The sequence below is a fragment of the Pararhodobacter sp. genome, assembly GCF_036802785.1.
GTDB lineage: Bacteria > Pseudomonadota > Alphaproteobacteria > Rhodobacterales > Rhodobacteraceae > Pararhodobacter.
In genome coordinates this window covers 66,141-85,715 of sequence record NZ_DAIRVN010000008.1, presented here as the reverse complement: position 1 = coordinate 85,715, position 19,575 = coordinate 66,141, and the positions used below count along the sequence as shown (strand labels likewise).

The following is a 19,575-nucleotide window of genomic DNA, read 5'->3' as shown; positions in this document are numbered from 1 at the left end:
ACCACGCCCCGCACCCCCCGCGCTGGCCTGCCCGGGGATGAGGCGGCGCTGCTTTTCACCTCAGGCAGCACCGGCAAGCCCAAGGCCTGCATCCTGTCGAACCACTATCTGATCAATGTCGCACAATGGTATGTGTCGATGCCCGGCATCGCCGCCATGCGCCCGGATTGCGAAGTGTCGCTGACGCCGCTCCCGTTCTTTCACATGAATGCGCTGGGGTGCACGGCGGTGGGGATGATGCTGATCGGCGGCACCATCGTGGCCCTTGACCGCTTCAGCGCCAGCCGCTGGTGGGCAGCGGTGGCCGATTCCGGTGCGACCATCGTGCATGCGCTGGGGGTCATCCCGGCGATCCTGCTGCAACTGCCCGAAAGCCCGGATGAGCGCCGCCACGGCGCGCGCTTCACCTTCAGCCCCGGGGTTGAGGACAAGCATAAAGAGGCCTTTGAGGCCCGCTTCCGCCTGCCCATTGTCGAGGGTTGGGCGATGACCGAGACCGGCGGCGCGGGCATCACCGATACCGCCGGGCTTCAGGGGCCGCTGGGGCCGCGCTGTATCGGCCGCCCCCGCGTCGGGATGGAATGGCGCATCATCGACGAGGCGGGCGCGGAGGTGGTCACCGGCCAACCCGGCGAGCTGCTGGTGCGCAGCGCCGGGGCTGACCCGCGGCGGGGTTTCTTTTCCGGCTATCTGGGCGACCCGGCGGCGACCGAGGCCGCGTGGGAGGGTGGCTGGTTTCATACCGGCGATGTGGTGAAAGCCGATGCGCAGGGGCTTTTGTATTTCGTGGACCGCCGCAAAAGCATCATCCGCCGCTCGGGCGAGAATATCTCGGCGCTTGAGGTCGAGGCAGCGCTTCAGGCTGACCCTGCGGTGCGCGCCGCTGCGGTGACCCCGGTGTCCGACCCGATACGCGGCGAGGAGGTGTTTGCCTTTGTCGTTCCCACTGGCCCCGCTGACGGGCTGGCCGGGCCGCTTCTGGCGCGGCTGGCCGGGAAACTGTCGTATCACAAGCTGCCTGGCTATCTGCTGGTGGTGGATGAACTGCCGCTCAGCTCCACCCAGAAGCTTCAGCGCGGCCAGATCCGGCTTGATGCCGAGGCGGCGCTGCTGGCGGGAAGCGCAGTGGATTGTCGCAAGATCAAGGGCGCTGCGCGCGCCGTCACATCCTGAAGGAGGCTGAAAATGACCCCCGAAAAGATCCTGTATCACGCCACGATGACTGCCACCGGCGGGCGTGCCGGAACGGCGCAAAGCGCTGATGGCAGCTTCGCGCTGGAACTCAGCGTGCCCAAAGAGCTGGGCGGGCCGGGCGGTGCGGGCACCAACCCCGAGCAGCTTTTCGCTGCCGGTTACGCCGCCTGCTTTCTGGGCGCCGTCAAGCTGGTGGGCCGCCAGCGCAAGATCGCCCTGGGCGAGGATGTGACCGTCACCGCGACTGTCGGCATCGGCCCGGTGGAGCCGGGCTATGCGCTGGTGGTGGAACTGGCGGTGGCGCTGCCCGGCATTGAACCTGCGCAGGCGCAGGAAATTGTCGAGGCCGCGCATGCGCGTTGCCCCTATTCCCATGCCACGCGCGGGAATGTCGATGTCACGCTGAAACTGGTCTGAAGAAAGCATGGGGTCTGAGGGCAGCATGACCACACCGAGGGGATATGACGGCGTGGTGCTGGCGGTGCCGGTGACGGTGCCCTATGTCCGCCATTCCACCGACAGCGCGCAATGGTGGGTGGGCCGGGCGCTGGCGGGGCTGGCGGCGGGGGCAGGCGTGTCGCACCGGGAATTTGACGGGCTGTCGGTCGCCAGTTTCTCGCTCGCCCCTGACAGCACCATCGGCCTGACCCAGCATTTCGGCCTGTCCCCCCGGTTTGTTGATTTCGTGCCCTTGGGCGGTGTCGCCGGGGTGGTGGCCCTGCGCCGCGCCGCTCGGGCGGTGCAGGCGGGTGATGCTGATATGATCGCCTGTATCGCGGCGGATACCAACGCGCCGCAAAGCTTCCGCCAGTCGCTGGAGAATTTCTCGCGCTTCTCGCAGGATGCGGTCTATCCCTATGGCGCGGGCGGGCCGAATGTCAGCTTTGCCCTGATCGCGCAGGCCTATATGGCGGCGAGCGGGCTGACCCGCGCGGATTGTGGCAAGATCGCCGTCGCGCAGCGGGCGAATGCGCTGAAAAACCCGCATGCGCTGATGAAAAAGCCACTCTCGCTGGATGAATACCTGGGCTCCCGCCCCATCGCCCCGCCGATCCATCTGTTCGATTGCGTGATGCCCTGCGCGGGTGCCGAGGCCTTTCTGGTCATGCGCGAGGAAACCGCCAAGGCGCAGGGCCTGCCCTTTGTGCGCCTGACCGCCGCCATTGAGCGCCACAACGGCTTTCCCGCTGACCCGGTGATGCTGCGCGGCGGCTGGGCGCGCGATGTTGATGTGCTCTGGGGGATGGCAGGCGTCGCGCCCGGCGCGGTCGATCTGGTGCAGACCTATGATGATTATCCGTTCATCAGCGCCATGCAGTTCGAGGATCTGGGCCTGTGCCCCAAGGGTGGCGTCTCTGAATTCATCGCCGGGCATGATTTCACCACCACCGGCAGCCTGCCGCACAACACCTCGGGCGGGCAGTTGTCAGCGGGGCAGGCGGGGTGCGCGGGCGGGCATCTGGGGCTGGTCGAGGCCTTGCGGCAACTCACCGATACGGCAGGCGAGCGGCAGGTGGCGAACGCCCGGCGCGCGCTGGTTTCGGGCTTCGGCATGATCAATTTCGACCGCGGCCTTGGTTCAGGCGCCGTTATGCTGGAGGCCGCATGACCATGGATCGCCCCCGCAAGAACCCGCTGCACCGCACCCGCCTGCCGCTGTTGCCGCCCGGCGCGCGCAGCCGCAAGGTGCATCTTCTGACCGCCGCCGCCGCCGAGGGCCGTTTCGCCCTGCCGCGCTGTGGTGCCTGCGGCACCTATGCCTGGCCGATGCCAGAGGCCTGCGCGCGGTGCCTGTCTGCTGACATGACCGCCGCTGAGGCTCCCACGGGCGCGGTGCTTTTGTCGGAGACGACTGCCGAAGTCCCCGCCGACCCCTATTTCCGCGAGCGTGCGCCGTGGCGGGTGGGGCTGGTGCAGATGGATTGCGGGCCGGTTGCGCTGGTGCATCTGCACCCCGCGCCGCAGCCGGGCGACCGGCTGAAACTGACGTTGATGCTGGATCGCGCCGGGCAGGCGGTGCTGCATGCGGGACCGGAAAACGGAGGGGATATGAGCATCGACAAGCAATGGCAGGAGATGACCGCCGACCCGCGGGGGCGGCGCGTTCTGATTACCGACGCGCGCCATATTGCCGCCCTGCCACTGGCGCGCCGGCTGGCGGCATCGGGGGCGGCGGGTATCTTCATGGGCCTGCCGGAAGAATGGAAGCCGCTGGAGAACCGCGCCGATTTTGATGCGGTGCCGGGGCTGCGCTTTGTTCCGCTTGACCTCGCCTCCGACCGCTCGGTCGAGGATCTGGCCCGCGATATCGGCGGCAAGGTCGAAATCCTGATCAACACCGCTGACCATCCCCGCCCCGGCGCGCTGATGGCGCCCGCTGCCGCCATCCATGCCCGTGCCTGTATGGAAACCGTGGCCTTCGGGCTGATGCGCCTTGCGCGCGCCTTTGGCCCGGCGCTGGCCGGGCACGGGGCGGATGGTGGCGAGGGTGCGCCGGGCGCCGTGGCATGGGTCAATGTGCTGTCAGTCTTCGCCCGCGCCGCGCCGCCGGAAATGGCGGGCTACGCGGCCGCCCATGCCGCCGCGCTCTCGCTCTCGCACAGCCTGCGCGCCCAGCTTGGCGGGGGTGGGGTGCGGCTGATGACTGTGCTGACCGGCCCCACCGAGGATGACTGGTTCCAGCTTGCGCCGCAGCCAAAGGTGACCGGCAAGGCGCTGGCCGATGCCGTGGTGGGCGGTCTGATGCGGGGCCTGGAAGAGATGGTGGTGGGCGATGTTGCACGCGACCTGACGGCGCGGCTGGCGGAAAACCCCAAGGCGGTTGAACGCGATCTTTCTCAGGGCAAATTGTGAGGGCAGAGCGATGACCATATTGGAGGCGATGAGCGGCGCACTGACCTCGGGCGCGGTGCGTGTGGTCGATCTGACCCACACCTTGCGCGAGGATTTCCCCACCATCGTCCTGCCGCCCGAGTTCGGCCCCTCGGCCCCGGTGCGGATTGAACGCATCTCGCGCTACGATGCGGCGGGGCCTGCATGGTATTGGAACAACCTCAGCTTTGGTGAGCACACGGGCACCCATTTCGATGCCCCCGCGCATTGGTTCACCGGGCGCGACGTTGCGCGCGGTACCGTCGACACCATGCCGCCCGAGCATATGATCGCCCCTGCCTGTGTGATTGATTGCGCGGCTGAAAGCGCTGCGGATGACGATTTCCTGCTGACCCGCGCCGCGCTGGAGGCATGGGAAGAAGCGCATGGCATCATCCCCGCCGGCTGCTGGGTGCTGATGCGCAGCGACTGGTCCGGGCGCAAGGGCGCGGCTTTCGCCAATCTGCGCGAGGATGGCGCGCATACGCCGGGGCCGGATGCAGAGGCGATCCAATGGTTGGTCGAGGCACGCGGCATTCTGGGCTTTGGCACGGAAACCATCGGCACCGATGCCGGGCAGGGCGGCCATTTTGACCCGCCCTATCCGGCGCATCATTACCTGCACGGGGCCGGGCGTTACGGGCTGCAATGCCTGACCAATCTGCACGAGCTGCCGCCCAAAGGCGCGCTGATCATGGCCGCACCGCTGAAGGTGCATGAGGGGTCGGGCAGCCCGCTCAGGGTGCTGGCGCTGGTGGCGGGGGAGAGGGCATGAAAATCTTCTGGCAAAGCTTTATCGACGCGACATCGAGTGCCGCCTATATCGCGCGGCTGACCGACTATCTGAACACCATCGCCAGCCCCGGCACCGTGGTTGAAGTGCAGGGCATCAGCCCCCCTGACCGCGCCTTTTCCCGCCTGTCCGAGTTCCGCTGCGCGATCATTGCCATCGACAACGGCATCGCGGCGGCGGAGGCGGGCTATGATGCCGTGGTGATGGGCCATTTTCAGGACCCGGGCCTTTATGAGCTGAAATCAGCCGTGGGCATTCCGGTGATCGGCACGGGTGAGGCCACGCTGCATCTGGCGGCGCAGATGGGTCGGCGGATCGGGCTGGTGACGCTGGACGATGTGTTCTGCCGGATGCATCTGGAACAGGGCGATCTTTACGGGCTGTCGGGCCGCATTTCGCATGTGGCGGGGCTGAATGCCGACCCGTCTGATTTCTCGGCGGCTTTTGCGGGCGATATCGCTGCCAAGGACCGCATGATTGCCGCGTTCCGCGCGGTGGCTGAGCCGATGGTGGCGGGCGGGGCGGACGTGATTGTGCCTGCGGGCGTGCTGCCGGGGCTGCTGGTGGGGGGCGAACACGGGCTGAAGGTGGGCCATGCGCCGGTGGTGAACTGCGCGGCGGTGGCCTTGATGCAGGCGGAAATGCAGGTGCGCCTTGCGCGGCTGAACGGGCTGGAACCGGCGCGCGGCCCGTTCTGCGCGCGCGCGCCGCAACAGGCGATCGACGATTTCCGCACGCTGGTGGCGAAGGGGCGCGAGGCATGAGCGCGGCCTCTCCCGCCGCACTGCTGGAGGTGCAGGCACAGCGCTGGGGCGCGCAGCCGCTCCTTATCCTGCCGCAATCGGTGGCGGTGATGTGGGGGCTGGGGCAGACGGTCTGGACCTATGCCGAAGTGGCCGATGCGGTCACGACCCTGCGCGACGCCTACCGCGCGGCGGGCTATGGGCCGGGGCACCGGGTGGCCTTGCTGCTGGAAAACCGGCCTGCGCATTTTCTGCACTGGCTGGCGCTGAACGGGCTGGGCGCCAGTGTGGTGCCGGTCAACCCGGATTATTCGCGCGACGAGGCCGCCTATCTTTTGTCGCACAGCGGCGCGGTGCTGGCGGTGGCGCTGCCGGAACGGCTGGCGCAGATTGACGGGCTGGGCGTGCCCGTCATCGGTGACGGAGCGCTGCCCCCTCCGGCACCCAACCGGGCGACGACCCCCGCCGCGCCGGGCGAGGGGGAATGCGCGCTGATCTATACCTCCGGCACCACCGGGCGGCCCAAGGGGTGCCTGTTGTCAGACCGCTACTTCATGGGCTGGGCCGACTGGTACCTTGCGCAGGGCGGGCAGATCGCGCTCAGGCCGGGGCAGGAGCGGCTGATCACGCCGCTGCCCACCTTCCATGTCAATGCGATGGGTAACAGCTTCATGGGCATGCTGGCGGCGGGCGGGGCGCAGGTGATCATCGACCGCTTTCACCCGCGAAGCTGGTGGGCCATGGTGCGGGAAACCAAAGCGACCTGCTGCCATTATCTGGGCGTCATGCCCGCGATCCTGCTGGCGATGCCGGAAAGCCCGGATGAGCGCGCGCATGGCCTGCGCTTTGGCCTTGGCGGCGGGGTGCACCCGGACCACCACGCCGCGTTTGAGGCGCGCTTCGGCCTGCCGTTGCTGGAAGGCTGGGCGATGACCGAAACCGGCGGGGCCTGCCTGCTGGCGGCGGTGGATGCGCCGCGCCATGTCGGCCAGCGCTGCCTTGGCAAACCCACGCGGCCCGGCCCGGGCATGGAGGCAATGATCATTGATGAGGCAGGCAGCCCGCTGCCCCCCGGCACGCCGGGCGAACTGGTGGTGCGCGCCATGGGCGGCAACCCGCAGCGCGGCCTCTTTTCCGGTTATCTGAACGATGCGCAGGCCACCGCCGATATCTGGCGCGGCGGTTGGCTGCATACCGGCGACATCATGCGGCAGGATGCCGATGGCAGTCTGTTCTTCGTGGACCGGCTGAAGAACATCATCCGCCGCTCGGGCGAGAATATCTCGGCGCTTGAGGTGGAGGGGGCGGTTGCCGCGCATCCGGGCGTGTCGCAGGTGGCGGTGGTCGCGGTGTCCGACCCGATGCGCGACGAAGAGGTGATGGCCTGCGTGGTGCCGAAAGACCCCTGCGATGAAGCGGCGCTGGCGCGCGACATCTTTCAGCATGCCGCCGGGCAACTGGCCTACTTCAAGGTGCCCGGCTTCGTGACCTTCATGGACAGCCTGCCGACCACCTCCACCCAGAAAATCCGCAAGGCGGACCTTGGCGCGCTGGCCGACAATCCTGTCGGACATCCGCGCAGCCATGACCTGCGCGCCCTGAAACAAGCGCTGCGCAAACAACCGGAAACTGCCCCATGAAACACAGGCCCGGGGCGCTTCGGAATGTGACGGATTTATTGACGCACTGGATAGAATACTGTATACAGTGTTCAATAATAACAAGGGCCGCCGACAGAATGCGCCCCAGCTGGTTGGAGTGACCCGACCGCGCGGTTTGTGCCGCGTGGCAACTGCAAAACCCGGCGCGTCGCCAGGATTGTGACGACCGGCCTATCACCGACAAGGAGAGGTAAATGCGTAAATTCAAAGTAGCGGCCTTCGCCGCCGTGCTTTCGGCCTTCGGCGCGGCCGCAAGCGCTGAAGATGTCATCAACGCGGTGCATTTCGCGCCCACGCCAAGCGATTTCACGCAGGAATTCCTGCGTTTCGTCGAGGCCGTGAACGAGCGCGGCGAGGGTGTGGTGCGTATCAACGTGCGCGGCGGCCCCGAGGTCATTCCCAACCCGCAGCTCGGCACCGCCCAGCAGGCCGGGCTGATCGACATGATCCACACGCCCGCCGGTCTGTATCTGGAACTGGTGCCCGAGGGTGAGGTGCTGTCGGCCTCAGGCCTGTCGCCGATGGATGCGCGCGAGAACGGCGCCTGGGATTTCATCAATGAAATCTACCAGCGCAAGGGCAATGCGATGCTGCTGGCGCATATGAATGCCTCAGCCGGTTTCCACATCTGGACGGTGGATGAGCCCCGCCTGCTGGAAGACGGGATGCTTGATTTCTCGCCCATCCTGATCCGCGCCTCACCGCTTTACCGGCAGCTGTTCGAAAATGTTGGCGCGACGATGGTCATCCAGCCCGCGCCTGAGGTTTATACCTCGCTTGAGCGTGGTGTGATCAACGCCAATGCCTATCCGGTGCTGGGCTATGCCTCGTTCGGCTGGGACCGCTTTACGCGCTACCGCGTCGATCCCGGCTTCTTCCGCATGGATGTACTGATTTCCATGAATGTGGATTCGTTCAACGCCCTCTCGCCCGAGGCGCAGGCGATCGTGCTTGAGGTCTCGGAAGAGTTCGAGCGCCGCAGCTATGAGGAAACCGCCGCGCTGAATGACCGTCTGGCGCAGGAAATGATTGATGGCGGCCAGACCGTGGTCGAAATGACCGGCGAAGGACGCGAGCGCTTCCTGCAGATGGCCGCTGACGCCGCCTGGCAGCGGATGGAGGCGCGTGACCCCTCCAGCATCGCGCGCTTGCGCGAATTGTTCGAGTGATCCGGTCAGGGCGGGCCGCCTGAACACGCGGCCCGCCCTGCCTTCACCTGACACCATGGTCCGCGCGGCCCATCCGGTCGGCAGTCGCGGCATGAACGATACCGGGGATGCTTCATGAACCTTGTCTTTGACCTGTCCGGCCGGTTGTGCTGGGCTCTGGCCGTGATCTCGCGTGTGCTGATCGGGCTTCTGGTGGTGCTGGTCGTGACCGATGTGGCGGTGCGTAATGCCGGGCTGCGGCCGCTGGCATGGGCGGTCAACACGTCGGAATTCTTCCTGCTATACATCACCTTCTTCGCCATGCCCTGGCTGGTGCGGCAGAAGGGGCATGTGTTCGTGATTTTCCTGCGCATCGTGCTGCCCCCGGTGGCGCGGCAGATGCTGGCCAAGGTCGTTTATCTGGGCTGTATCGTGCTGTGCCTGTATCTGGGCTGGGTGGCGCTCAACTCGCTGATGCTGGCGCTGGAGCGCGGCACCTATGAGATGCGCACCTTTGACATTCCCAAATGGGTGGTCTTTGCGCCCATGGTGCTGGCCTTCTTCCTCTCGGCGGTGGAATGGCTGCGTTACCTGCTGGGCCATGATGATTTCTATGACAGCGACCCTGTCGAAGCAGCGGGGCACTGAGCATGGACTGGCTATATCCGTTTTCATTTCTGATCGGTTCGATTCTGGTTCTGATGGGCCTTGGCCTGCCGGTGGCATTCGCCTTCTTCGCCACCAATATCGCCGGGTTGTTCCTGTTCTTCGGCGGCTCGCGTGGCGTGACGCAGATGGTGTCGAACTTTTCCGAGGCGATCACCACCTATGCGCTGGCGCCGTTGCCGATGTTTCTGGTCATGGGCAGCCTGTTCTTCCGCTCAGGGCTGGGGGAGCGGGTGATCCACGCGCTTGATCTGTCGATCGGCAACCTGCGCGGGCGGCTTTCCTATGTCACCCTCGGCTCGGGTTCGATCTTTGCCGCGCTGTCGGGTTCCAGCCTGGCCAATGCCGGGATGATGGGCAGCCTGATGGCGCCTGAGATGCTCAAGCGCAAATACAAGCCGCATATGGCCTTCGGCCCCATTCTGGGCGCAGGCAGCCTTGCGGTGATCATCCCGCCCTCGACGCTAGGGGTGCTGCTGGGCAGCCTTGCCCAGATCGACGTGGGCGCGCTGCTGATCGCCGGGGTGATTCCGGGGTTGCTGCTGGTCACGTTGTTTGGCGCGCTGATCTATATTCAGACCAAGCTCGACCCTGACGCGGCGCCGCAATATGCCGTGCCACAGGTCAGCGGCTGGGCCAAGTTCAGGGCCGTGGCCGAAAATATCCTTCCCATGGGCTTTCTGATCTTCTGCGTGGTCGGCACCATCATCATGGGCATCGCCACACCGACCGAAAGCGCGGGACTGGGCTGTGTGGGCGTGCTGATCCTGCTGTTCGTCTACCGCAAGTTCAGCTGGGCGGTGATCTGGAAAACCCTTGATGACGCCATGAAGGTCACGGCGATGACCTTCCTGATCATCACCGCCTCCACCACCTTCAGCCAGATATTCGCGTTCTCGGGTGCATCGAACGGCTTCATTGCCGCCATCACCGGGTTTGACTTTGGCCCCTACGGCATCCTGCTGATGATGATTCTGGTCATTCTGGTGCTGGGCATGTTCATGGATCAGGTCTCGATGATGCTGATCACGCTGCCGCTGTTCATGCCGATTGCCTATATGTACAACTTTGACCCGGTCTGGTTCGGGCTGATGCTGCTGCTGGCCTATGAGGTGGGCTTTACCACGCCGCCCTTCGGCCTGTTGCTGTATATCGTGCTGGGGGTGGCGCCAAAGGGCACCAGCCTGCGCACGATGGCCCTTGCCGCCACACCCTATGTGCTGCTGACGCTGTTCCTGATCTTCCTTGTGGCGATGGTTCCGCAGCTTGCGCTCTATCTGCCCGGCCTGATGGGGCGATAAGATGAGCTTTGCACTGGTCCTGTTCTATGAGGGTGCAGCCGTGGTGCCGCCGGCTGAGATGGCGGCGCTGCGCAAGCTTCTGGCGCGGGTTCCCGCGCTGGAAGAGGCGCTGATCTTCACCCCTTCCACAGCCAGCGACCTCTATGTCGATGACGGGGCCGCGCCGCCGCTGGGCGTGCAGCTTCACTTTGCCCGGCTGGAAGCGCTGGAGGCAGCGGCGGGGCGCGGGGGCCTGTTGCAGGAGCTGGGCGCGGCGCTGCCCTCGCTGGCCGGTGCGCAGGCAACCGCGCAGGCTTTCTGGCGGCGGGACTGTCCGGTGGATGACCCGGCCTTGCGCACCCCGCCCGGTGCGCTGCCCTGCTCGTATGTGGTGCATTACCCCGGCCCGGCCAGTGATCTGAACGCCTGGCTGGACCATTACATCACCGGCCATCCGCCGCTCTTTCGCCGCTTCCCCGGCATCCGCGCCATCGAGATCCTGACGCGGGTGGATTGGGTCAGCCATCTGCCCCATGCGCGCGCCAGCCATATGCAGCGCAACCGGGTGATGTTCGACAGCCCCGAGGCCTTGACCGGGGCACTGCAATCGCCGGTCCGCCACGAATTGCGCGAAGATTTCAACAGTTTCCCGCCGTTTGAAGGCGGGAATGCCCATTTCCCGATGTGGACCGAGGTCTTGCGCCCCTGAGCGGGGGCGCGCAGGGTCAGGTTGCAGTTGCGTTGACAGGTTTTTGCGCACTGTATACAGTATTTTTAGTGGAGGAACCCTTGACCCAAACCGATTTCAGCATCCGTCGCCAGCCACCGCTGAGCATTCAGGTCTATGACCGTTTGCGCAAGATGATGCAGGCCAATGTCTTTCAGCCCGGCGACCGTATGGTCGAGGAAGATCTGGCGCGCCGCCTTTCGGTTTCGCGCACCCCGGTGCGTGAGGCCCTGTTCCGTCTGGCGCTCAACGGGCTTGTCGAGCAGCAGGAGGGCCGCTTTGTCGTGCCCACGCTGACCCTGCGCGATATTCAGGACATTTTCCAGATCCGTCGCCTGCTGGAGCCGCAGGCGGTGGCCGATATCGCCGCCAGACTTACCGACGCCGATCTGGCGCAGTTCGTCACCGGGCGCGACCGGATGATCGCGGCCAAGGGGCAGGATGCCGCCGCCGCCGCCAATATCGCCTTCCGCGCGCTCTGGGTGTCGCGCATTCCCAACCGCCGCATGCAGGAAACGCTGGCCAAGTTCGACGATCAGGTGGTGCTGGTGCGCCGTGCCACGCTGGGCGACCCGGCGGCGCGGGCGGCGGCGACGGCGGGTGTCTGTGATCTGGTCGCTGCCTTTGCGGCCCGTGACCCGGCAGGCGCGCGCAAGGTGATGGAAGATTTCATCGACGCCGCCCTGTCGTGGTTTGAACGCGCAGTGACCGACCCTGACGACACCAGCGGGCATTCGTAAACGCAAACCCTGCCGCACCCCCTCCGCAACCCCGCCGCCAAAGAGGCAACCATGACCGACCATCCCATGCAAAACGCCAATCGCTTCAAGCTGGGTGTCTTTTCCGCCAATGCCGATGGCGGTCTGACGGTGACGACGGTGCCCGAGCGCTGGCCCGCCCGCTGGTCCGAAGTGGTGCAGGCGGCGCAGATCGCTGACCGCGCCGGGATTGATTTTTTCCTGCCGATTGCGCGCTGGAAGGGCTATGGCGGCGAACTCAACTCGCGCCAGCACTCCTATGAGACCTTCACCTATGCCGCCGCCCTTTCCGGCGTGACCGAGCGGATCGCGCTTTTCTCTACCGTGCATGTGCCGATGGTCCACCCGGTCTTTGCCGCCAAGGCGCTGGCAACGGTTGATCAGGCGTCGAACGGGCGGGCAGGGGTGAATATCGTGGCGGGCTGGAACCCCGATGAATTCGCCATGTTCGGCATCGACAAGGTGGATGCGCCCTATGATCAGGCGGGCGAATGGATCGACATCATCACGCGGCTGTATGCCGAAGACGCGCCCTTTGACTATGAGGGCACCTATTACCAGCTTCGCGGCGCCGCCACCGCGCCCAAGCCGGTGCGCGGCACCCGCCCGCCGGTGCTGAACGCGGCTTTCTCGCCCCCGGGGCGGGCCTTCGCCGCGCAGCACGCCGATTTTCTGTTCACCACCTTCAAAAGCATCGAGGCCGGGCGCGCCACCATCGACGATATCGCCGCGCGCAGTGCGCAGACCGGGCGGCAGGTGGGGGTCTATACCACCACCCATGTCGTCTGCCGCTCCAGCCGCGCTGAAGCCGAAGACTATTATGAGCATTACGCCGTCACCATGGCCGATAACGCCGCGCTGGATTACATGATCGGCACGCAATCTGCCAATGCCAGCAACCATGATGAAGAAACCTACCGCCTGCGCCGCAAATGGTTCGCGGGCGGGGCGGGCACCTATCCGCTGATCGGCACACCGGAGGATATCGCCGAACAGATGGTGGAAATGTCGCGCGCCGGGTTCGCGGGCACCACGGTCAGCTTTGTGAACTTCCTCAACGAGTTGCCCTATTTCTGCGAGGGTGTTCTGCCGCTTTTGCAGCGCGCGGGGCTGCGCGGATGAGCGAGATTGTTGCCCGGCTGAGCGCTGCCCTTGGCCCCGATGTGGTCACATCTCAGGTGCCTGAGCGTAACCACCACGACTGGTCCGGCCTGCCGCCGGTTGCGCCGCTGGCACTGATCCGCCCGCGCAGCAGCGATGAGGTGGCGACCGCCCTCAGGCTCTGCAATGAAACCGGCACCTCTGTGGTGCCGCAGGGCGGGCTGACCGGCATTTCGGGCGGCGCCCATCCGGTTCACGGGGCGGTGGCACTGTCGCTGGAACGCATGAACCGGGTGCTGGCGGTCGATACGCAGATGGCCACGCTGACCGCCGAGGCCGGGTGCATCCTGCAAACCGCGCAGGACGCCGCGCGCGATGCCGGGATGATGCTGGCGGTTGATCTGGGCGCGCGGGGGTCGTGCACCATCGGCGGGGTGATCGCCACCAATGCGGGCGGCAATCAGGTGTTGCGCTACGGGATGACCCGCGATCATGTGCTGGGGCTGGAGGCCGTGCTTGCCGATGGCACGGTGCTGAGCTCGATGAACACCATGATCAAGAACAACGCAGGCCTTGACCTGAAGCAGCTTTTCATCGGCTCCGAGGGGTTGATGGGCGTGGTGACACAGGCCGTCATGCGCCTGCAACCGCGCCCCACACACAGCGCCACCGCCTTTTGCGGCTGCCCCGATACCGGCGCGGTGCTGGCGCTTCTGGAGCGCGCGCGCGCCGCCCTTGGCCCGGCGCTGATTTCCTTTGAGGTGATGTGGCCCAGTTTCTACGATTTCATGCGCGCCGGTATCGGGGCGACGCATCCGCTCTCCGGCCCCCACGGCGCCTATGTGATTATCGAGGCCGGCGGTTTTGACGACAGCCTGCGCGCGCGGCTGGAAAGCTGCCTTGCCGAGGCGATGGAGGGGGGCGCGGTTGCTGACGCCGTACTCGCTGCCTCGCTGCGTGAGGAACGCGCGCTCTGGGCGGTGCGCGAGGCGGTGGCGGAATATGCCCGCATCCTCGGGTCGCTGACGGCCTTTGATGTCGGCTTGCCATTGGACCGGATGGATTCCGCCGTTCGCCAGCTGGAAGCGGGTATTGCGCAGCGCTGGCCCGGCGCGCGCGCGCTTTCCTACGGGCATATGGGCGACAGCAACCTGCATCTGGTGGTCAATGTCCCACAAGCGGGGCCCGATCAGCCCTCAGCCGCGATCAAGGCCTTCGTCTATGGCGTGATCCGCGATCTGGGCGGCACCGTCTCTGCCGAACACGGGATCGGCGCGATCAAGCGTGATTACCTAGCCTACAGCCGCACGCAGGCAGAGATCGACACGATGCGCCGCCTCAAATCCGCGCTGGACCCGCGCGGCATTCTCAACCCCGGAAAGGGCTTCGCCTCATGATCGCGCTTCGCTCGGAAATCACCCGCGCCCGTCTGGGCGAGCGGCCTGCGCTGGTCGGCCCGTTTCTGGCGGTGCCCTCGCCCATGGTGGTGGAAATCGCCTGCGCCACGCGGCCCGATTTTGTCTGCATCGACATGGAGCATGGGCCCATCTCCCCCACCATGGCCGAGGATATGCTGCGCGCCGCCGCCCTCTGGCACGTGCCCGCGCTGGTGCGTGTGCCGGGGCCAGAGGCGGCCGCCATCGGTCAGGCGCTGGATTTCGGCGCGGCGGGCGTTCTGGTGCCCCGCGTCTCCTCTGCCGATGAGGCGCGCGCCGCCGTCGCCGCCGCCCGCTTTCCGCCTGACGGACGGCGCGGGCTGGGGCCGGGGCGGGCATCGGGCTATGGGCGCGGTCTGCCTGAATACCTGCGCGCCGCGCGCGGCCTGACGGTCGTGGCCCTCCAGATCGAAACGGTCGAGGCGCTGGATGCGCTTGATGCCATTCTTGCCGTGCCGGGTATTGATCTGGCGTTCATCGGCCCGGGCGATCTGGGCGTGGGGCTTGCCGCCAGCGACCGGGACACCACGCTGGAAGCCGCGATTGACGACATCCTGACGGCCACAGCTTCGGCCCGGTGCGCGGCGGGCATCTTCACCATGACCCGCCGCGATGCCGCGCGCTATGACGGGCGGGTGGCGCTGGCGATCTGCGGGTCGGACAGCACGGTTCTGACCGATGGCTTTTCGGCGGCTTTCGGGTGATGGCGGGGCGGGTTGCGGTGCGCCGGCGGCGGGCTGAAAACTTCACCTTCGCTTGAGGCATTGCAACACAGTTTGCAGCGGCGCAATTTGTGCCTATCTTTCGCGGTATACGCGCAGAAGGTTTCAGCCTTCTGTCGCTGCCAGGAAGGAATGATCGATGCTCCAAGATTCGAGAAATGCGCCAAGAGTCCAGGTGATTGCGCGCAGGCCGGTTTCTGCGCATGGGCCGATGTGGCTGGCCATGCTGGCGCTGATGCTGATCTTCGCGCTGTCGCTGGCCGTCGCGCCGGTGCAGGCGCAGGAACGCCCCGTCAGTTTCGCCGATCTCGCCGAAGAGGTGAGCCCGGCTGTGGTGAACATCACCACCTCGACAACCGTCGCCGCGCAGATGAACGGGAATTTCCCACAACTGCCCGAAGGCGCGCCGTTCCAGGATTTCTTCAACGAGTTCTTCAACCGTGACGGCCAGCAGCAGCCCCGGCCCCGGCAGAGCCAGTCGCTCGGCTCGGGCTTTGTCATCTCGGAAGACGGCTATATCGTCACCAATAACCATGTGATCGAGGATGCCGACGAAATCCGGGTGGAATTCTTCTCGGGCCTGACCCTGACCGCGCAGCTGATCGGCACCGATCCGGCCACCGATATCGCGCTGCTGAAGGTCGAACATGACGCCGCGCTTCCCGCCGTGCGCTTTGGTGACAGCGAGGCCGCGCGCGTCGGCGACTGGGTTCTCGCCGTCGGCAACCCGCTGGGGCAGGGCTTCTCGGTCAGCGCGGGCATCGTCTCGGCGCGGGGCCGGGCGCTGCAGGGCAATTACGATGACTATCTCCAGACCGATGCCGCCATCAACCGCGGCAACTCCGGCGGGCCGCTGTTCAACATGGCGGGCGAGGTGATCGGCGTGAACACTGCCATCCTGTCACCCACCGGCGGCTCCATCGGGATCGGTTTTGCCATGTCATCGAACGTGGCAGGGCGGGTGATTGCGCAGTTGCAGGAGTTCGGCACAACCCGGCGCGGCTGGCTGGGCGTGCGCATTCAGGATGTGACCGAGGATGTCGCCGATGCGCTGGGGCTGGATCGCCCGCTGGGCGCGCTGGTGACCGAAGTGATGGAAGGACCGGCACTCGACGCAGGCATGGTGACGGGTGATGTGATCCTGCGCTTTGACAACGGCGGTGTTGCCGATACGCGCGATCTGGTGCGGCGGGTGGCCGATGCCGGGGTGGGCCGGGCTGTTGATGTGATCGTGTTCCGCGACGGTGAGGAGCAGACGCTGCAGGTCACCCTGGGCCTGCGCGAGGAAAGCTCCGCCGCGGCGCGCCCGGGGCCGGATGCCGCGCCCCCCGCCGCGCCTGCCGAGATCCTGGGCATGGAACTGGCAGAGCTGACAGATCTGGTGCGCGAGCAGATGGCGCTTCCGGCGGGAACCACCGGGCTGGTGGTTCAGTCGGTCGAAGCAGGCTCGGACGCTGAAACCAAGGGCCTGCGCGGCGGCGATGTCATCACCGAGGCCGGGCAGGTGCCGGTCAGCACGCTTGCCGAATTCCGCGAAAGGGTGGAGGAAGCGCGCGACGCGGGTCGCCGGACCCTTCTGCTCATGGTCCGGCGAGGCGATGACCCGCGCTTCGTGGCCCTGTCGCTGGAGCGCTGAACACCAACGAATGGAATGCCCCGGGCGGTCCTGCAAAAGGCCGCCCGTTTTTGTCCGGGTTTCCGATAAGGGCGGGCTCTCGCTGCAGCGCGCTGAATCGCAGTCAGCACTCCGGTCCGGGGTTTTTCTGAACGGTGAAACCGCAAGCGCGCGCCCCTCTCACCTGTTCAGAAATATCCTGGGGGTGAATGGGCCGCAGGCCCAGAGGGGGCAAAGCCCCCTGAACCCTCAACAAAGAAAGGGGCGAAGCCTCTGATGCCGCGTGGCGCAGCTTTGCTGCCCGGCCAAACGGGATGAGCGTTGCGGCGCAGCCGGAATGCGAAGACGGGCGGGAGCGGGAGCGGCCCCGGCCAGCCTGCGTTACCCTGCGCTGCCCTTCACCGGCTCAGGGCGCCACGATCCGTGCCCCCAGCACTGCAAGATGCGTGTCGACAAGGGCGCGCTCAGCGGGAGTGAGGGGCTGGTGACGCGGGTAAAGGGGGGCCGCGCGATCATTAAGGACCGGGGCGTCCCAGCCGTCGGTGGTGGCGAAGAACCGCGCCACCCCCTCAGCGCCATATTCGCGCAGATATCCCTGAATCACCACATCGATATAGGACAGCAGGATCGGCTGTTTCTCGGCCGGGCTGACCGCATCGGCGGCGGGCACGGCATAGATCTGCGTGGCGGCATTCAGCGCCCCCTCGACATGCAGCGCCGCGCCCAGCGGCAGGCGGGCATAGCCGCTCTCGCGCAGATCGAGCGCGCGCCAGTCGGCGCCGGGGACCATCGCCACCAGCCCCTCGATCTCGGACAGGGCGCAGGGCACAGCGGTCAGGAACGGCCCCGCGCGATGGCTGGTATAGCGCCATTCCCGCCGCCAACCGCCGAGGCGTGCGCGCCGGGCCTCGCCATAGCCATGGGTGGCGCGGTTCACCAGACTGCCATAGCCAAAAAAATACGGATCGCTCATCAAACGGGCCTTTCGCGCTTCTGGTGTCGCTTTCTCTGCCCAAAGCGTCGCCGGGATGCAAGAGGTGCACCGCAGGCGCACAGGGGGGCTTGCCTAGAGGGCTCCGGGGCTGATATTCGAAACCTGTCGGATACGGGAGAATCCGGCGGGCCCCACGGGGCTGCGCCGGTGCCGAAGGAGCAACCGCCCCGGTAAACTCTCAGGCGCAAGGGACCGTATCAGGCACGAAAACTCTGGAGAGTGGCGCGACAGCGCCCGCCGAAGGGATAACGATCTCAGGCGCCCGCACCCGCCGTATGGCGGGCAGGGCAGGGACAGAGGGGGCACCAGAAAGCGGGCGCATTCGCGCCCGTGACGGGTGCCGGGCGTTTTTCCGGCCAGAACAGGAGGGCAGGCGGCATGACCGACCTGAAACGAACATGCCTTTACGACATGCACCTGTCGCTGGGTGCAAAGATGGTGCCCTTCGCGGGCTATGAGATGCCGGTGCAATACCCGATGGGTGTCATGGGCGAGCATCTGCACACCCGCGCGCAGGCCGGGCTTTTCGATGTCAGCCATATGGGGCAGCTCATTCTGGGCGCGCGTGGCGCCGCCGAGGCGCTGGAGGCGCTGGTGCCGGTCGATCTGCAGGGGCTGGCCGAGGGGCGGCAACGCTATGGCTTTTTTACCAATGCAGCGGGCGGTATCGAAGACGATCTGATGATCGCCAACCGGGGCGATCATCTGTTCCTCGTGGTCAACGCCGCCCGCAAGGCCGAAGACCTCGCCCTTCTTGAGGCACATCTGCCCGGGGTCGAACCCGTGTTGCACCGCGCGCTTCTGGCATTGCAGGGCCCGGCGGCGGCCAGTGCGCTGGCCCGTCTGGTTCCCGGGGTTGAGGCGATGCGCTTCATGGATGTGGCCACCTTCGCCTGGGGGGATGCCAATCTCTGGGTTTCACGCTCCGGGTACACCGGCGAGGATGGTTTCGAGATTTCCCTGCCCGAGCATCGCGCCGAGGATTTTGCCCGCGCGCTTCTGGAGATGGATGAAGTGGCGCCGATCGGCCTTGGCGCGCGCGACAGCCTGCGGCTGGAGGCGGGGCTGTGCCTCTATGGCCATGATATTGACACCGACACATCCCCCGTCGAGGCCGGTCTGAACTGGGCGATCCAGAAGGTCCGCCGCACGGGCGGCGCGCGCGAAGGCGGTTTTCCGGGCGCCGCGCGTATCCTGCGCGAGCTGACAGAGGGGCCGTCGCGGCTGCGTGTCGGCCTGCGGCCCGAGGGGCGCGCGCCGATGCGCGAAGGCACGGCGCTTTTTGCCGCCGATGATGCTGACGCGCCCGTCGGCACCGTCACCTCCGGCGCCTTCGGCCCCAGTATTGGCACGCCCATGTCGATGGGGTATCTGCCTGCCGGGCTGGCCGCTGTGGGCACCCGTGTCTGGGGCGATGTGCGCGGCAAGCGGTTGCCTGCGCAGGTTGTGCCCCTTCCGTTCCGACCCTCCACCTATCACAAATGAGGCTTCACGATGAAGTTCACCGAAGAACATGAATGGCTGCGTATCGAGGGCGATCTGGTTGTCGTCGGCATTACCGAACATGCCGCCGAACAACTGGGCGACGTGGTGTTCGTTGAACTGCCCGAAATTGAAACCCAGGTCGTCCGGGGCGACGAGGTCAGCGTGATCGAATCGGTCAAGGCCGCCTCCGACATTCTGGCGCCGGTCGATGGCGAGATCGTCGCGGTGAACGAGGCGCTGGTGGATAACCCTGCGCTGGTCAACGAAGATCCGCTGGGCGAGGGCTGGTTTTTCAAGATGCAGCTTCCTGACATGAGCGTGCTCGACGAATTCATGTCCGAAGACGAATACAAGGACTTCATCGCCTGATGATCCGGCCCT

19 protein-coding genes and 1 riboswitch are annotated in these 19,575 nt (G+C 66.2%); of the genes, 18 read left to right on the top strand and 1 reads right to left on the bottom strand.

Annotation, left to right across the window (positions count from 1 at the left end; all coding sequences use genetic code 11):
- From V7Q53_RS05165 to V7Q53_RS05090, 16 genes are all read left to right on the top strand, one after another.
- Positions 1 to 1,173, top strand: a 1,173-nt coding sequence (locus V7Q53_RS05165) for an AMP-binding protein (protein WP_333827375.1), incomplete at its 5' end; no start/stop codon positions are given.
- A 12-nt stretch (positions 1,174 to 1,185) separates the two neighbouring features.
- On the top strand, positions 1,186 to 1,611 hold the full coding sequence (locus V7Q53_RS05160) for an organic hydroperoxide resistance protein (RefSeq protein ID WP_333827373.1): 426 nt from the start codon (positions 1,186 to 1,188) through the stop codon (positions 1,609 to 1,611).
- A 25-nt stretch (positions 1,612 to 1,636) separates the two neighbouring features.
- Positions 1,637 to 2,803: a thiolase family protein gene (locus tag V7Q53_RS05155; protein WP_333827372.1), complete on the top strand. Its 1,167-nt coding sequence runs from the start codon at positions 1,637 to 1,639 to the stop codon at positions 2,801 to 2,803.
- Positions 2,800 to 4,047 (top strand): SDR family NAD(P)-dependent oxidoreductase, encoded by a 1,248-nt coding sequence (locus V7Q53_RS05150; RefSeq protein WP_333827371.1) that lies wholly within the window; start codon positions 2,800 to 2,802, stop codon positions 4,045 to 4,047. The genes V7Q53_RS05155 and V7Q53_RS05150 overlap by 4 nt, the downstream gene beginning before the upstream one ends.
- A gap of 10 nt (positions 4,048 to 4,057) precedes the next feature.
- The gene (locus tag V7Q53_RS05145) at positions 4,058 to 4,840 is read left to right on the top strand and encodes a cyclase family protein (RefSeq protein WP_333827370.1); all 783 of its coding nucleotides are present in this window, start codon (positions 4,058 to 4,060) and stop codon (positions 4,838 to 4,840) included.
- Positions 4,837 to 5,622, top strand: a complete 786-nt coding sequence (locus V7Q53_RS05140) for an aspartate/glutamate racemase family protein (RefSeq protein ID WP_333827369.1) — start codon at positions 4,837 to 4,839, stop codon at positions 5,620 to 5,622. The genes V7Q53_RS05145 and V7Q53_RS05140 overlap by 4 nt, the downstream gene beginning before the upstream one ends.
- On the top strand, positions 5,619 to 7,241 hold the full coding sequence (locus V7Q53_RS05135) for an AMP-binding protein (protein ID WP_333827368.1): 1,623 nt from the start codon (positions 5,619 to 5,621) through the stop codon (positions 7,239 to 7,241). The genes V7Q53_RS05140 and V7Q53_RS05135 overlap by 4 nt, the downstream gene beginning before the upstream one ends.
- Positions 7,242 to 7,456: 215 nt before the next feature.
- A complete protein-coding gene (gene dctP, locus V7Q53_RS05130) occupies positions 7,457 to 8,431 on the top strand; it encodes a TRAP transporter substrate-binding protein DctP (RefSeq protein ID WP_333827367.1) in 975 nt (324 codons plus the stop codon).
- 114 nt (positions 8,432 to 8,545) lie between these two features.
- Positions 8,546 to 9,058 (top strand): TRAP transporter small permease, encoded by a 513-nt coding sequence (locus V7Q53_RS05125; RefSeq protein WP_333827366.1) that lies wholly within the window; start codon positions 8,546 to 8,548, stop codon positions 9,056 to 9,058.
- 2 nt (positions 9,059 to 9,060) lie between these two features.
- A complete protein-coding gene (locus tag V7Q53_RS05120) occupies positions 9,061 to 10,377 on the top strand; it encodes a TRAP transporter large permease (protein ID WP_333827365.1) in 1,317 nt (438 codons plus the stop codon).
- Position 10,378: 1 nt separating this feature from the next.
- Positions 10,379 to 11,065 carry a hypothetical protein gene (locus tag V7Q53_RS05115; protein ID WP_333827363.1) on the top strand — a complete coding sequence of 229 codons (687 nt, stop codon included), beginning with the start codon at positions 10,379 to 10,381 and terminating at the stop codon, positions 11,063 to 11,065.
- A gap of 80 nt (positions 11,066 to 11,145) precedes the next feature.
- Complete coding sequence (locus V7Q53_RS05110; RefSeq protein ID WP_333827362.1) at positions 11,146 to 11,823, top strand: GntR family transcriptional regulator; 678 nt, start codon at positions 11,146 to 11,148, stop codon at positions 11,821 to 11,823.
- Between the two features lie 51 nt (positions 11,824 to 11,874).
- A complete protein-coding gene (locus tag V7Q53_RS05105) occupies positions 11,875 to 12,963 on the top strand; it encodes an LLM class flavin-dependent oxidoreductase (RefSeq protein ID WP_333827361.1) in 1,089 nt (362 codons plus the stop codon).
- Positions 12,960 to 14,339, top strand: coding sequence for an FAD-binding oxidoreductase (locus V7Q53_RS05100; RefSeq protein ID WP_333827359.1), 1,380 nt, complete (start codon positions 12,960 to 12,962; stop codon positions 14,337 to 14,339). The genes V7Q53_RS05105 and V7Q53_RS05100 overlap by 4 nt, the downstream gene beginning before the upstream one ends.
- Positions 14,336 to 15,082, top strand: coding sequence for an HpcH/HpaI aldolase family protein (locus V7Q53_RS05095; protein ID WP_333827358.1), 747 nt, complete (start codon positions 14,336 to 14,338; stop codon positions 15,080 to 15,082). The genes V7Q53_RS05100 and V7Q53_RS05095 overlap by 4 nt, the downstream gene beginning before the upstream one ends.
- A 229-nt stretch (positions 15,083 to 15,311) precedes the next feature.
- Positions 15,312 to 16,736, top strand: a complete 1,425-nt coding sequence (locus tag V7Q53_RS05090; protein ID WP_442954416.1) for a Do family serine endopeptidase — start codon at positions 15,312 to 15,314, stop codon at positions 16,734 to 16,736.
- Positions 16,737 to 17,121: 385 nt separating this feature from the next.
- On the opposite strand, the gene V7Q53_RS05085 is transcribed toward V7Q53_RS05090, so the two are convergent.
- A complete protein-coding gene (locus V7Q53_RS05085; protein WP_333827357.1) occupies positions 17,122 to 17,688 on the bottom strand; it encodes a gamma-glutamylcyclotransferase family protein in 567 nt (188 codons plus the stop codon).
- Positions 17,689 to 17,811: 123 nt separating this feature from the next.
- Positions 17,812 to 17,914, top strand: a riboswitch (glycine riboswitch).
- Positions 17,915 to 18,087: 173 nt separating this feature from the next.
- Here V7Q53_RS05085 and gcvT point away from each other — a divergent pair.
- A complete protein-coding gene (gene gcvT, locus V7Q53_RS05080; protein ID WP_333827355.1) occupies positions 18,088 to 19,194 on the top strand; it encodes a glycine cleavage system aminomethyltransferase GcvT in 1,107 nt (368 codons plus the stop codon).
- A 9-nt stretch (positions 19,195 to 19,203) separates the two neighbouring features.
- Entirely contained in the window at positions 19,204 to 19,563 is a 360-nt protein-coding gene (gene gcvH, locus V7Q53_RS05075) for a glycine cleavage system protein GcvH (protein WP_333827354.1), read from the top strand.
- The last annotated feature ends 12 nt before the right edge of the window (positions 19,564 to 19,575 follow it).